This window comes from Sulfuracidifex tepidarius, assembly GCF_008326425.1.
GTDB lineage: Archaea > Thermoproteota > Thermoprotei_A > Sulfolobales > Sulfolobaceae > Sulfuracidifex > Sulfuracidifex tepidarius.
This window is the reverse complement of sequence record NZ_AP018929.1, coordinates 426,615-441,473: the sequence shown is the minus strand read 5'-3', so window position 1 is coordinate 441,473 and position 14,859 is coordinate 426,615. Positions and strand designations below refer to the sequence as shown.

The following is a 14,859-nucleotide window of genomic DNA, read 5'->3' as shown; positions in this document are numbered from 1 at the left end:
TATATGTTCATAGACACATCTCATATACAACTTACTGGTCCGTCTATTTACTCTTACCTTAACGATTCTGGAACAGTAATGCTCAGCTTTATCCTTCCTTATCACTGCCAATTTCCTCAAATAGTAGAGAGTAAAAGTATGTCGACTTTCATTAGGGACAATCTCAAAACTCAGTATGCCACATCTAAATCTCTATTAAGTCTTACTTTCTTACCTTAATGCTTGTTCATAACTAAGGTTATGGATTATACGAGTACCGTAAGGTTAGTCTCCTCATCTAAAATTCTTATGGCTCTTATATAAGAACATCTCTCCGAGATATTCATGCACAACCTTGATAATTACACTACAACTTTCAATGAGATAACCTATAAGAGTATCTCTATACTACTTGAGATCACGTTTTAACGATATAGCTTAGCTATAGATAAGGTTAACTGAGTTGAGATTATATTTTAAAATGCTAATATTTGGAGAATCTATCATTTTTTATTAAAATAATTTTCTCACTATACATTTTAACGAAACATATTAGTAACTTATAAAATAAATTTAACGCTAAATAATATAAATTTTATAATAAATAAATTTTATGGAAACAATAAGATCTTATTCTACCTTTTTTAGTGACTGTTTAATATATAATTAAATTCTCAATTGCCTTTAGTTTTCTAAAATCATCGATTTATTAATTAATCTTATGAAAGAGAAAGAGTAAGAGATTAGAACAAGACAATTTTTATTTTTATATACTCGTTTAAGATTTACTTCATTACTCTTTCTTCTGCATTAGAATATCATAAATAATATCCAAACAAGAATGGTATTCCCTTAATCAGTGTGGGGATTATAGCCTTAACTTTCTCTTTTGTAGTGAGTCCAGGTCTCATCTTTCTCTGATAAATTATCTTTTCATATTCTGTGCCTTTGAGGAGTTTTGCATTCCTTCCGTATCTATACCACTTCTTGATGAAAGAAAAGAATGGATCATCCTCTATGTGATAGACAGCGTTTAGAATTAGTTGTACATTCCCTTTATAGATCTTTAATACTTCATAATAGATTATACTATCCTCAAAGGCGTTAAGGTTTTCTCTCAGGTTAGAAGGTATATTTTCATAAGCCTTTAACAATAGTTGCCTATCATACATTCTGGGGATAATGCCACCTCTAGTCACATGTAAATTATCTTTCCATTGCTTATGCATCATCTCCCTATCTAACGATATTATCTTCTTAATTATACCTCTCCCCACTGTGATTTCACCTAAAGCAATGACATTCTCTTCAAAACCCTTAAAATTCTCGGAAAAGTACATGTCAGAGTCAAGGTTAACTACGTAATCACCGCTGGCAGATTTAGCTCCTTCAATTCTCGCAATTAGTCTGCTTCCTCTAACTTGAATTACTTTCGCTCCCTCTTTTTCAGCAATCTTCACTGTATTATCGGTTGAAAAAGAGTCAACTACAATTACCTCATCTGCTATGCCCAATGCCGAACTAACTGGAATTGCAATAGTATTCTCATTATTTAACGTCGGAATTACTACACTTACCTTCATTTTGTAAGATTAAGATGAGAGACATTTAAAAGACCTTTTTCTTTATTCGAATTTAATAACACTCTTTCTTTTAAAATCCAACATATATTTAGCTATTAGAATTTGCCTCTACTTTATGAAGTGGTCTAGTTTCTTTAGATTTTAAACCTCAATTTGCATTAAAATTCTAAATCTATAGTTTAGCTAAAAGAGAGTTAGGCGTAGGTCGCGACATAAATTGAAGAGATCCACAAGGCTATCTACTTCATACCCCTTCGTATCATCTAGAGTAATAGCTGCCACAACTTTGATAGCTTTTGAATGAGAGAAGAACGAAAACTAAAGATGTTAATATATAGTTATTCGTGTGATCGCGAGCCAAAGTTTATTCAATTAAAAGTTACGATAGATTTTTAATTTAACAGTTTCATATTATTTAGAAATATAAATACTTAATAGTGTACTTTATTGAATTCATAGTATTCATAAATTATAATTAACGAAGGAACTTTAAACAACCCTTTAGGCTTTTATTATGTACTTAGATAAACTTTGAATACTAATTACTGTGAAGATATTTATATTAATTTATACAGTTTATATAAACAATTTCAAATACTTTATAATTTTTGCATAATGACAGCCAAAACGTTATTACAAAGTTTTAATAATTATTATGAGTGCTACATGTATCTATGGTACTATATTCAATAATATTAAAACTGTGGAAAATAGTATTAAATCAGTATTTGATCCTTCCTATTCTATAATTATCGTTGATAACTATTCTAATGATGGAACGTGGGAAAAATTACAGGAGGTTAAAAAGGAATATAATCTAAGTCTTTTACGGCAAAGATCAAGTAGAGGAAAAGGAAGAGCTTATGCATTAGCACAATGCCCAGAAAATTCTTTAACAGCATACTTTGATCTAGATGTAAGTTATAATGAAAATTTTCATAAAGCAATAAAATCTGGATTAAAAGAATTACTTCTATTTGGTCCAACTATGACCTTCATACAGTCTAAGGGTGAAGTCATCAAGACAGGTAGTTGGCGAGATCTCAATTATGGAGAAGATATAGAGTTTTTAAGCAGACAGAAAATATCCATTACTTTCCCTCTATTTATAGGCCGAAATGAAGAAATAGGGATAAAGGACCTTCATATTGAGAGAGAGAAGATATTCAAGATTATGGAAAATTAGAGTTTTAAAAAATATCATTGATATTTATCGTGGTTTAAATATAACTTATAAGGATCTTATATTTATGTATCCATATACTAAAAAGTATATTACAATTCTAATATTAATGGACATTATTAGTAGAATTAAGGGTAAATATAAGAACGGTGATATAAATAATTATTTACTTCTATATAAAAAAATAATGAATACTATTAGTAATCCAAGAAAATATTTTAATGTGAACACAGAAGATGCTCAAACTACTCTATCTAGAAACATTTACAATTATCTAAGAGAATATAATATTATAGATAGTGAAATAATAGGAAAATATATATTAATTATATAAAACTATATGAAATGTCAATACCAAGAGAACATAAGTACCCCGTTAAATGAAGGATAGCAGATAACAAATTATGCTAATTTTAAAATTATTATTATAAATATTCTGTAATTATAATTTATAAGTACCTAAATCTTATCTATAGTCTAGATAATGAAATATTCTAGAACAGTTAACTGAACGTCTAATAGGAAAAAATTAAAAAGGAAAAGTTAGGAGAGAATACACTGCTCTATGTAAATAACAGAACCAGAAAACTGACGTTCTTATTGCTTTGGTTCTTTTCCTTTATTCCTATATCTGGATATTTGTTTGGTAATAGATACTTAAACTATTACGGCCCTCAGTTCCCATTTTTCTCTGGATATGAAGTTAAATATCTCTACACTCTTTTTACATACTCGCCAGAGACCGGAATCTCACCTAGTGTACAAAGTGTTCTATATTCTTTTATGTATCTTGTACCAAGTGACAATGTAATTCTACTTGCTAAGATATATCTGATATTAATGTTTAGCGTTGTATATGTTATATTATGGAAACTAACTGACTTAATTCTTGATATTCTAAAGATATATAATCTTGGTGTAAAGATATTATTAATTCTATTTTTCTATTTATTACCGCTTTATATGCAGCTTATAGCTTCTGACTGGTTCAATGTAATATTAGGAATACTTACATTAACATTTATTTTAATAAATCTTGTTAATCTACTATTAAATAACGTTAACCTCTCCAAAAAAGTCGTCATACTATCTGGTATAGCTTTGGGATTTTCCGCAATGATGGATCCTAGGTTCTACATTTGGTTTGTTTACATCATGATTATATTCCTACTATTTTCTGTTTTTGAATATAGAAAATCATTTTTTAAAATTATTAAAAGCCTAGTAGGTATATTCTTTACGTCTTTGCCTTTCCTGCTATACGTTTATTATATTTTTATATACCCATCTCTGATTACAACTTCAGTATCTAAAGCTGTTAGTTTCAGTGCATTAAGGCCGGATAGCTTGTCTTATATTGCAGGATTTTCTCAGAACGCAGGCTTCTTCAACCTCTTTACATTCATAAGTAGCTGGTGGCCACCTGTTATCCCGTCCTCTCCCTCTATACTTCTTTATCCTAGAGAGAAATGGTTTTACTTACCAGCTTACGGTTTCAATGATCAAATGTTATTACCTGATGACTTCATTTCACATCTTTGGATCTCTTCTCTCTTTATTTTTATATTCATAGTATTTATAAGTGTTTTTGATAAAGCTAGGAGGCAGATATCAGCAGAGTTATTATTAATTCTCTTATTTATGATAGGAATAGAAAGTGGGACTAACTTCCCTTTCAGAGAGTTCACTTATATATTTGATGTCTTCCCGTCAAAGCTGCCAATGATTGGAGGAATAATGTCAACAGCTTTTGCGATTCCATTTTATGCGGAATGGACTAACGTCTCAATATCACTTATATTAGCAGCAATAGGGTTAAATTATCTAATAAATATTTTTAGAAGAATTAGTACTAAATATATAATTGGAATCACACTGATCTTAATTATGAGCTTCGCTAGTTGGCAGTATTTTGACGGAACCCTTTACCCAAGCCAACACGACGGAGCCTTCCCTGGTAATGGAGTTTCTTTGGAAGGATATTATTATCCATTGAATCCTCCCTCACAATGGGTTCACGTAATGAACTTATTATCAACATCTACTGCAGGAGTAGCATACGTAGGTGAAGGAGGTTTCAGTGAAAAGTGGACAAATTACCAATTTATTTCACTTTCTCCCCCTCTTATGCCGGGTTACGAAACGATATCTTCTCCGCAGACAACTTACGTTAATCAGACTCCATTAGCTTACGATATAGCTGGAATAAAATATCTTTTCATAGATAATACTTCTTACACACCTATAAGTAACTCTTTTATCTATTCTTATCTAAATAACTCAGGATTGAAATTAGTTTATGCTAAAGGTGAAGTATACTTACTAGAACAATCTAACGCTTCAGTATTTAGAGAGGCTAAGATAGGTATTTATATTAATACGTCTAACGAAAAAGTTTTGTTTAATGCCGAATGTTTACTTTATCCGCTACTTCATGATACCCCTGCGATAATTACTCCAATAAAGACTAGTAATACTGTAACAATGTTGCTGAATCCTACTATCGATGACGAAAATTACATGTCATTATTTAATAAAACTATGAATATTACTATTCTTCAAGGAGCTTATATTATAGATCATAAAGGAAATATAAGCCATTTGAATGTATTAAATAATGAGAAATTAAGTGTGAAATCCTGGTCTATGATCATTCCCGAAAACTTAAATCTTACCGAATTCATATCTACACCAATTAATTTCTCGTTTGATCAATTAAAAGCAGAATTTAACATTGACAGTAACTCTGATTACCTTGTAGAAACTTCCTTACCACTACCTTATGGAGGAATACAAGTAAATGGTGGGAAGCTATTAGGTACTAACGGATTTGGTCAGTATATTCTGATATCGAATGGAAAGTTAACGGTTTCAATAAAACTAGGTTTTATTACTAACTTATTGATATTAACAATGAATATATTTTTCTATGCTCTATTCATATACCTTGTTATTTATAGCAGTCCTTTTAAGAAAAGTATCGGACGGGTCTATAACAATGTTATCATTAGGCTTAGTAGACTCAAGAGCAATTAGCGAATCTAATGGAGGATCAGAGAAACATGTAAGGGAAGTTATCAAGAGACTTTCTGCTCGTTATAAACTATACTACTTACCAACCACCCATACTTTCTTAGATAATATATCAAAGTACAAATTGAAAGAGATAAAGAAATATACAACTCTTCCTTCATCTTTCGAAAGTCTCTTAGACAGACGGCCGAAAATATCTTTACAAAGAGAATTATTCACGTTCTCTCCTCTAGCTAAAGAATTAAAAGCAGAATATAGGAAGGAGATAGATAGTCTAGATTTCATCTATATTCCTCATAATTACAGGATCCAATTAATGTCATCTTTATTGCTATCAGATTTAGGGGAAAAGTATGGAATGTTACTGATGACCGACCCGCATAATTCATTGCTAGAAAAAGAATTATTTTTGAAATGTATAGAAATCTGGAGTAAAATATGGTTCAATAGAAAACGTGCAATAGAATTCTGTAGTGCTCAAAAATTCCAAAATATTACGTTTTTAACAAAATCTTTAAGAAGAAAACCATCTTTCATAGCAGTAATGAATAATGGAGTGTTTAAGTATACCGACTTACCGAGGCACTTCAACCTACAAGTTTTATCTCCTTCTCATGCTTTTAACCCTCTAGCATTAAAATATAGGAATTTTAATAAACAGGATTACGTTGTCTTTCTCGGAAGAATAAATACCGCTAAAGGAGCTAATGAAGCGTTGGAAGTAGGCAAACGGGTTAGACTGAAAATGATTGGTTACTCCGAACAAGAATTCATAGTTAAACAAGCTAAAGACCTAAAAATAGAAGTAATTGAGAATATATCTGAAGAGGAGAAATACGAAATCTTGTCTAAGGCTAAGGCCTTAATTTTACCTTCACATCAAGAGGCTTTCTCAGTAACGGTACTTGAAGCGTTGGCTGTCGGAACTCCTGTGATAACTTATGACCTACCTTCCCTAACTTCTGTCTATAAATTCAAACCTGTATCCTTTGTAAGGGAATTCGATATCGCATCTTTAGTAAGAAAAACCGAAGAGGTAGCCAAGCTGGATAATAAAAAGATTGAGGACATGTTTTCCGACGCTAAGCTGAATGAGTTTATTGCACTGCATTCTTCATGAGACAACGTGACTAACGCTATAGACTCAATGATAAAGAATTTCATATAATGCCTTCTTTTCCATATCACTTGCCACATTCCAAGTTAAAGTCTCAGCAAATTTCCTGCCTTCCTCCCCTAACTTTCTCCTTTTCTCCTCGCCTTTAAGAAGGTCAATTATTGCATTTGAAAACTTTTCTACATCATAAGGCGATATCTTTACAGTCAAGAACCTCTTAGCCCAAGGTAAGTCCCATGTCACTACTGGTAAGTAAGAAGCCAAGGCCTCTGCGGTAACTAAAGAAAACCCTTCATAAAGTGAGGGGAATATGAAGACCTTAGACTTAGCCAAAATTTCCTTCTTTCTTTCTTCGCTCACAAAGCCGTAATATACTGCGTTTCTCGGAATTTCCTTCCAACCCTTTCCAATTATGCAAAGCCTAGCATCTCTTTCTTTCTCAGAAACAAGATCCCAGATCTTTGAAAGGTAGTCGACTCCCTTCCTTTCACCGTAATTACCTATGAAGAGGCCGTCACATATCTTTTCGTCGGAAGTATAATACTCCTTTACGTCGATACCGTTGGTAGACATTAATATTCTCTTTTTCGGAAACATCCTCTTCGTCTCATCAAAGACTTCGGGGTTATCCAAACAAATTATCCCTTTACTTCTCATAAATGCTAACTTGATAAGGAAATACAGTCTAGAGTCTCCCCTAAGCTCTTCGGTGACATGATGAACGAAGATTAAAAGGGGTTTACCTGAGAGAAGGGAGAGAAGATAAGAGTAAGACATGCTTAGCGAAAATTCAGAATAACTTAGCACTACGTCCACTTTTCTGGCCACAGATAAACAGCGCAATAAGCCTTGGATATAGTCCTTTCTTGAGGTACTACTACTCTCCACAAGTTTAAACTTCTTTAAAAGGGGTGAAATAGTAGGGTCTACTTTAGTCAAAGTGTGTCTATCTACACATAAGTAGACCTCCTCACCTATTCTGCTGTAGACTTCAAGGGTTCTCCGAGCGGCACCAGTTAACTCCTCGCCGAACCTCATTGGTGGTGAGATCAGAATCTTCATCAAGACAATTCTCTTTCTTTACTAAAAAATTGGGTGGTGGTCTAGCTCAATGACTCTTTAATGATACTAGCCACGTTTTCCGCTACCTTATCCCAATTATGAAACTCAATAAATGACGTAGTCTTTTCATCGAAAACTGCATTAAGTAATTTGTAGCTCTTCAATTCGTTTTCCAATTCATTAGCCATACTCTTCACATCTCCTTCTTTGACAAATTTTATTGCAGGAATATCCTTATATACGGAGTAAACTGTAGGAAGGGAGTAAGCTATTACTGGAGTGCCTAAGGCTAAAGATTCTAAGATTGTAATAGAGAATCCGTCTGCTAAAGAGGGATATAGAAGGAGTCTAGCTTTTGACACAACTTTATATAACTCTCTTTTTTCTAAGAAGCCTAGATATTCTATTTCTAGGGAATTTTCTTTGATATATTCTAAAAAGAACTTTTTGAATTTTTCATAGAGAAATTTTCCCATTATTTTTACCTTAACCTGAATCCCTCTCTTTTTAAGCAGATTTACGATATAAAGAATATTTAAAATGCCTTTAGGAGGTATCAGTGTGGTCCAGAAAACAACATAGTCTTCCTTGTTTTTAGTTCTATAACTTAATAACTCCTTATCTACTCCGTTGCCTGGATAAAGAATATATTTTCTAATTCTTTGAGCCTTAACAGAACTTAAGGTACTTTCACTTACACCTGCAATAAAATTCAGATGTCTAGCATCACGAATATATTTTTCCTTAGTTCTAGTTAATAAGTAAAGACCTATAGATCTTTTTACAAAATAATCAATTGATTGAAAAAAGAAGGGTCTTAACGTGTAGTAAGTATAAAGAATCGATTGATTGAGAGGATAAAGTGGTTCATGAAGAGTTATGCCCAGAAGTATTCCACTTCTGTTAGACAAAAAAACGCTCTCTGGGGTCGTGTAGTCTGGGTCGTAGATAAAATCAGAGTCTAAATTGACTTTCTCAGAATACTCTTTATATATAGAGAAAGAGTAGGGCAAGAAAGACGGTTTTAATTTACTAAAATCTAAAGAATTATAAATATCTGGAATCTTTATATTAAACTTTCTTATATTTTCAATCTCTGTATTTGCGTTTCGGTTTGACACAAAAAAGTTTATAGACGGAATGAATTCAACATCAAAGTAGTTTGTAAGTCTTTTAATCACATTACTAACATGCACGCTTCCTCCAGAGTAGTTTGATCCTAACCCTGACGTCACTACTGTTATCTTCACAAATAGCTTTAATGATTACAGCTAATAATAAAATCGATGAAAGTACTTTTAATAGCTTCTAAGAACGACTTTGACAATGACATCAGCAAAGTAACAGGGATAGGTAGATACGTTAGGGAAGTGTATAATGGATTAAAAAAGGAGATCGACACGAGTTATTATCCGCTTTTCGACTACTCTTCTATCCTGTCCTCATTCACCACCACGCTTAAGGGGACTTTCCACAGTTATTCGGACTACGACATTGTTCATTTATTATCTCCGAAACCCTTCTTTTCGATAAGAAAAGGCAAAGCAAAATGGGTTACTACGGTTCATGACTTGTTCTTCTTAAAATACAGAGAATCAAAGCCATCACCGTTAATGCAGAAAGCCTACCTGAAAAGTATATTAAATTCAGATGCGGTGATAGCGGTTTCAAGCATAATCAAGAAAGACATAGAGAAATTAGGTTATCATAAAAGGATCTTCGTGGTGAATCCAGGAGTTGAAGAGAAATTTTTTACTATACCTCCACAAAAGCCCGAGAAAAAGGACATAATAAAACTTGGGTACATCGGGAGGCTTGATACCGAAAGGAAGGACGTTATTAGAGGAGTAAAGATGTTCAGAAAACTGAAAGGGATGAACGTTACACTTGAGCTTTGGGGGATTTATGATCCTAACAGCACAATATTCAGGGAGATAAAAAAGGAGAGTGAAGAAGATCCAAGAATAAGAATTATGGGGCCTGCACTAGACGAAAGGCTTTTAGAGATTTACGATTCTTTTGACGCCTTTTTCTTTCCTACAAAAGAGGAAGGATTTGGGTTACCAATAGTTGAAGCGCAATCCAGAGGAGTTCCAGTCATCGTGTTTAAAGATGCTAAGATTCCTCCAGAAATATGTGAGAGTTGCATAAAGATTAAGGACGAATTTCCTTCTTTAGACTATATTCTATCTTTTAGTGAAAAATATCATGATATACTAAGAAATAAAATGAATAAGTTCTCTTGGAGGAACTCTTTTGAAAATCTAATAAGAATTTATGATAATTTAGTATAAGATAAAATATTATTACTATATATTAAAAGAAATTTTATATTAGATCTCTTTTAATATAATATAGATTATAGACATATTAAATTAATAATATTAAATAAAATTCTGTATTTTTTTATTAATATATAATATTTTCGATTATAATTAAATTCTAATATTTTTATTAAAATCATTTGTTATTTCTTCTAGCATTTTCATCCAATTTTCTACTATAACATTCCAAGAATATTTTTGGACTGTTGATAAACCATTTCTAACCAATTTCAGCCTAAAATCTTCATTGTTTAGTAACTCTAAAGTATATCTGGATAAGTTTATTTCATTATGCTGCGTGTCAAGTAAGCAATTATATCTGTGCAATCCGTATTCTCTGATACCTATGTTATCTGTACTCACAACAGCCGTACCACTCGCCATGGCCTCTAAAGGCGGCAGCGGAAAAGCCTCCAACTTTGAAGTATATAGAAAAACTTTTGATGCTCTATAAATTTCAGCCATTTTATCATAAGATATCCTATAATAAACTTCATAATCAAAGTTTAACTTATATTTATTAATAAAATTTTTATTATTTACAACTAATATTACCTTTATTCTTTTTTTATGCTACTATGTTTAAAGTTCTTATTGCAAGCTCTGGGTTTTTAATCTTTTCGTCTCTTAGAATTACCATTATTGTGTTTTCTCTCTTTTCATTTCCTGATCTGAATAAGTTTAAGTCTACACCTGCATTTACTAAAAAATATTTAGTATCATTATAAGGATTTACCGATTTTACCATTTTAGTTTCTATTTTACTTAATGAAATATAATAATTATATTTTAACATATATAAAAGTAAATTTCTGATGCTCTTTTCATAAAGTATTCTATGGGAAGGATATCCTTGAGGAAATAAGGCTATTTTCTTGAACTTTCTTGATTCAAATGCCCAGATGTATGGATATAGCTCGCCTACAATTATGAGATCAGACTCTGGAATAATTTTAGACATTTCTGATGTAATATCGACATCGAAACCATACTTCCAACCAAATGCTCTTATATAATCTAGACCTTTATAATTATTTATCTGTCTATACTTAAATCTTAATAATTTTTCAATAATCTTAAAAACCTTAACCTTATCTTCTTTAGGATAAATGATATTCACTTTGTTTTTGGGGAAAAACCAAGGTACTCCTCCTGGAGCTACAATTTTCACATCATAACCCTTCTCATAAAGCTTATTAGCTATCAAAAACGTATAATAAAATCCTCCAGTTAATGAGATATTGTTAGTTACGAACGTTATTGTCAGCAATTCATATCGTCATATTATTAGAACTAATAGTATTTATAAAGCTTTCTGCACATCTTAGATTTATAATGAATTATCTGATATATAAGAATTATAAGAGGAAAATTAGATTAATACTAATTTATATCATATAATATACACTAAATATTTATATTGCAGAATATATATAAATAATAAAAATTTTTTATTATTATAATTTTATAAAACTAGAAAATTAAAGATTATTATATCTATGTATAATTAAAAATTTTATTGTAATTATTAATTATTTCGCGTAGAGGAGGAAGTAAAAGTATATCAGTTCTCTTATCTAGCCTCGATAAAACTTCTTTGGAATGAACGTCATCCTCCTCTAGAAAATTTAATAAATGTTCTTATAGGCAAAACTATTCCTATCATTTCCTCCCTATTCAATACTAAATATTATAAGGCTTTAAACTTCACCTTAAATAGAGACCTCGTATGAAGAGTCTAACGTCTGCTATAGCTAGAATAAATACTTATAGAAGAATTTTTGATAACTGGCTCTATGTAGTGACGAAAGTACGCAATGGAGAGAGATCAATTGAAGTTAAATTAAAGGATAAATCCAAGGGGATATGTACCATAAATTGCATAGTTGCAGTAGTAGATTTAGTCAATAAGTTTGATTTTGATCCGTTAAAACTTCATTTTAAGGAAAGAGGTTTATACTATAATAATAATTTCATTGTTCAAGACTCTTATTTATCAACCTTGATTTCTGCTGGAGGTTTTGAAAAGGAAGGTAATTTATGGTATAACAGAACTTATAATATTCGATTTATTAATAGAATAAATTCAAGTTTATTTGAAAACTTTTCAATAAAACAATATAACAACGAAATAGAGGGCGAAGTAGTAGATATTGGAGCTAATATAGGTGATTCAGCAATTTATTTCGCTTTAAAAGGAGCATCACACGTCTATGCATTCGAACCGTTGCCAGACATTTATGGGATAGCTTTACAAAATATTAAAATAAATCATCTAGAGAATAAAATTACTCTAGCTAATGCGGCAGTGGGTTCTAAAGAGGGAAAAGTTAAGGTTCCATTAAATATCAATACCGAAGAATCTGGCGGATTCTCCATAACAGACCAAGGAGATGTTGAGATACCTATGTTATCCTTCAACAATGTCACAAAGATGGTCAAAGACCACCATCTTTTAAAAATAGACTGTGAAGGATGTGAAGCAGATATAATTATGTCGTCAGAGCTAGATTTTGATAAGATATTCCTTGAATCACATCAAAGAATAACTAAAATATCTCACAAAAAACTAATAAGGAAACTAGAAGAACAAAACTACAAGTGTGAAGAGACAATGGAAATTGATAATGATACCAAGATATTTTATTGTATCAAGTCTAAATGAATTTTTTACCTTTTTAAGAGAATTTAATGTTACAGTTACTTTTATTATATATTAATTAAATGTATACATTTTATTATTGTGTTACTACTATAAATAAGGACCTATCATGATTTTTAAAGTATTTAGATAAAGTAAAACGATGTAGATCATATTGGGAAAAACTTTAATGCGTCATATCCTACAACGAAAACGAATGAATCCTATTAGGAACTGGTTGAAGAGCCTCAGCGTCGCTACTGTTAATGTTTTGGTTGCCTTGGTCTTCTTTGTGGTCTCTGCTAAGATATCTAACCCTGCTTTCTTCGGGAAAATTGCAATCCTTCAATTACTAGAAGTTATCGTTTACGCGTTCTTCTTCTTAATACCTTCGCAAATAATTTCCAGAGAAACGGCTTATCTTTACGCCAAGCAAGAAGTCGATAAGAAATTAGTCGGCAAATTCTTCTCTATTCCTTTCCTTGTTTTCCCTTTCCTTCTAGTGCTACTCGTCTTTCCCACTTACGTTATGTTATCCATACCTTACCTTTTCTTGTACGTTATGGTAGGGCTACTTAATTCTATTCTAAATGGAATGAATATGTACAGTGAGTCGTCAGCCACTAGTATAGTTTTCCTGATAATAAGATGGGGAATTTCCATAGTAGCAGTTATACTTCACAACATCTATCTCTTCATAGGAATATGGACACTCGGAGGAGTAATAGCTTTTTCATTGAACTATTTCTGGCTCTCAAGGAAGATAGGTTTAGTTTATCCTGTGTTCGATATACCTTTCGTTTTCAAGAGCATGAGGGAAGGAGCACCTTTGTATCTATCGAATGTGGCTAATTTCTTCTCGTCACAGGGAGATAGAGTGACTACATCCTATCTCTTGGGTTCCTACTACCTAGGCATTTATCAGTTCGCAGCTTTAGTAGGAGGAGTTCCTTCCATGGTATTGGACTCTTTGAGTAACGTTCTTCTTCCCACAGCATCTTTCTACAAGGCCCTGGGAAAGGACGAGAAGAGGATGTCATCGCTCTCATTCAGGTTCTTCTCTCTTCTGAATTTCTTAACTTTGATCATATCAATTCCAGTAGGAGAAATGGTAATTGATCGCTTCTTCCCAGAGTATAGACTTGGACTTGATGTTTTCATCTTACTGTTGATCTCAACTACCCTTCCATTTTCAGTGACCTCACTCACAAACTTCATCGTTGCATTCAAGAAGGATCTAAGGCCGTTCCTAATCCTCTCTGCACTTAACGGGGGTCTTGTTTTACTGACCTCTTTCCTTTTGATCCCCAGGATGGGGATAATAGGAGGTGCAATATCCCAGGTAATAGTGGCTACGATATCCTCTTCCTTCACAATCTTCTACGCTATCAGAACCTCAGTATTTCTACCTGGAAAGAAGGAAATAGGTATCCTTTCCATGTTTCCTCTAATCGGAATCTATGAGGTAACTATAGATCCTCCCTTCCTGGATTTCATATTGATCTTAGTAGTTCTCCTTGCTTTCAAGGCATTCAAGATAATCAGTAAAGAAGAAGTTCAGATAGTGGAAGGATTTTTGCCAAAAAGGCTAAGTTTCATATCTTCCATATTAAGGATATTGACTTAAAAGGACGGGCAATTCACGTCTCCTTTGCAATTTCAGTTTATTTGTCGAAATAGAATGAATTTAATTGAAAAACCTTGTATGGGCTGATGAGGATTCATGCCTGACAATTTCCTTTATTTGATCTATTTTTGCCATAATTACAATTTGCAATGGAAACCTGAATTGCCCACGGAAACCTCTTCGTGACTTCCTACACCATAGTGAAAGGTAAAATAAGTTAAGTAAGGAAACTATACTATCTCATCTCCACTCCTTAAGACAGAAATAGATAAAAACAGGGAAAATATGCCGAAAGATAATTACTGCTAAC

Annotated in this window: 11 protein-coding genes; 6 read left to right on the top strand and 5 right to left on the bottom strand. The window is 32.2% G+C overall.

Features of this window, described 5'->3' with window-relative positions:
• Positions 1-797 precede the first annotated feature (797 nt).
• Entirely contained in the window at positions 798-1,562 is a 765-nt protein-coding gene (locus IC007_RS02100) for a glycosyltransferase (RefSeq protein ID WP_054846882.1), read from the bottom strand.
• Positions 1,563-2,217: 655 nt separating this feature from the next.
• Between IC007_RS02100 and IC007_RS02095 the strand changes: the two genes are divergently transcribed.
• The 3 genes from IC007_RS02095 (at position 2,218) to IC007_RS02085 (ending at position 6,898) form a co-directional block, all read left to right on the top strand.
• Complete coding sequence (locus tag IC007_RS02095; protein ID WP_054846881.1) at positions 2,218-2,748, top strand: glycosyltransferase family 2 protein; 531 nt, start codon at positions 2,218-2,220, stop codon at positions 2,746-2,748.
• A gap of 960 nt (positions 2,749-3,708) precedes the next feature.
• Complete coding sequence (locus IC007_RS02090) at positions 3,709-5,781, top strand: hypothetical protein (protein ID WP_232048975.1); 2,073 nt, start codon at positions 3,709-3,711, stop codon at positions 5,779-5,781.
• Positions 5,744-6,898, top strand: a complete 1,155-nt coding sequence (locus tag IC007_RS02085) for a glycosyltransferase (RefSeq protein WP_149528272.1) — start codon at positions 5,744-5,746, stop codon at positions 6,896-6,898. The genes IC007_RS02090 and IC007_RS02085 overlap by 38 nt, the downstream gene beginning before the upstream one ends.
• 24 nt (positions 6,899-6,922) lie before the next feature.
• On the opposite strand, the gene IC007_RS02080 is transcribed toward IC007_RS02085, so the two are convergent.
• Together IC007_RS02080 and IC007_RS02075 are read right to left on the bottom strand one after the other, a co-directional pair.
• Complete coding sequence (locus tag IC007_RS02080) at positions 6,923-7,957, bottom strand: glycosyltransferase family 4 protein (RefSeq protein WP_054846640.1); 1,035 nt, start codon at positions 7,955-7,957, stop codon at positions 6,923-6,925.
• A 41-nt stretch (positions 7,958-7,998) separates the two neighbouring features.
• Positions 7,999-9,207 (bottom strand): glycosyltransferase, encoded by a 1,209-nt coding sequence (locus tag IC007_RS02075; protein ID WP_054846639.1) that lies wholly within the window; start codon positions 9,205-9,207, stop codon positions 7,999-8,001.
• Positions 9,208-9,243: 36 nt separating this feature from the next.
• On the opposite strand from IC007_RS02075, the gene IC007_RS02070 reads away from it, so the two are divergent.
• Entirely contained in the window at positions 9,244-10,251 is a 1,008-nt protein-coding gene (locus IC007_RS02070; RefSeq protein WP_054846638.1) for a glycosyltransferase, read from the top strand.
• A gap of 141 nt (positions 10,252-10,392) precedes the next feature.
• Here the strand turns inward: IC007_RS02070 and IC007_RS02065 are convergent, their stop codons facing one another.
• Both IC007_RS02065 and IC007_RS02060 read right to left on the bottom strand, forming a co-directional pair.
• Positions 10,393-10,806 carry a glycosyltransferase family 4 protein gene (locus tag IC007_RS02065; RefSeq protein ID WP_256202712.1) on the bottom strand — a complete coding sequence of 138 codons (414 nt, stop codon included), beginning with the start codon at positions 10,804-10,806 and terminating at the stop codon, positions 10,393-10,395.
• A gap of 43 nt (positions 10,807-10,849) precedes the next feature.
• Positions 10,850-11,488: a glycosyltransferase family protein gene (locus IC007_RS02060; protein WP_054846636.1), complete on the bottom strand. Its 639-nt coding sequence runs from the start codon at positions 11,486-11,488 to the stop codon at positions 10,850-10,852.
• A gap of 522 nt (positions 11,489-12,010) precedes the next feature.
• On the opposite strand from IC007_RS02060, the gene IC007_RS02055 reads away from it, so the two are divergent.
• Both IC007_RS02055 and IC007_RS02050 read left to right on the top strand, forming a co-directional pair.
• Complete coding sequence (locus IC007_RS02055) at positions 12,011-12,946, top strand: FkbM family methyltransferase (RefSeq protein WP_054846635.1); 936 nt, start codon at positions 12,011-12,013, stop codon at positions 12,944-12,946.
• Between the two features lie 193 nt (positions 12,947-13,139).
• Positions 13,140-14,549 carry an oligosaccharide flippase family protein gene (locus IC007_RS02050; RefSeq protein ID WP_054846634.1) on the top strand — a complete coding sequence of 470 codons (1,410 nt, stop codon included), beginning with the start codon at positions 13,140-13,142 and terminating at the stop codon, positions 14,547-14,549.
• Positions 14,550-14,859 lie beyond the last annotated feature (310 nt).

Bases quoted from the DNA above. Each gene is read 5' to 3' on its own strand.
- IC007_RS02080 (WP_054846640.1), bottom strand. From the start codon at position 7,957: ATGAAGATTCTGATCTCACCACCAATGAGGTTCGGCGAGGAGTTAACT.
- IC007_RS02070 (WP_054846638.1), top strand. From the start codon at position 9,244: ATGAAAGTACTTTTAATAGCTTCTAAGAACGACTTTGACAATGACATC.
- IC007_RS02100 (WP_054846882.1), bottom strand. From the start codon at position 1,562: ATGAAGGTAAGTGTAGTAATTCCGACGTTAAATAATGAGAATACTATT.
- IC007_RS02050 (WP_054846634.1), top strand. From the start codon at position 13,140: ATGAATCCTATTAGGAACTGGTTGAAGAGCCTCAGCGTCGCTACTGTT.
- IC007_RS02085 (WP_149528272.1), top strand. From the start codon at position 5,744: ATGTTATCATTAGGCTTAGTAGACTCAAGAGCAATTAGCGAATCTAAT.
- IC007_RS02095 (WP_054846881.1), top strand. From the start codon at position 2,218: ATGAGTGCTACATGTATCTATGGTACTATATTCAATAATATTAAAACT.
- IC007_RS02090 (WP_232048975.1), top strand. From the start codon at position 3,709: ATGCAGCTTATAGCTTCTGACTGGTTCAATGTAATATTAGGAATACTT.
- IC007_RS02055 (WP_054846635.1), top strand. From the start codon at position 12,011: ATGAAGAGTCTAACGTCTGCTATAGCTAGAATAAATACTTATAGAAGA.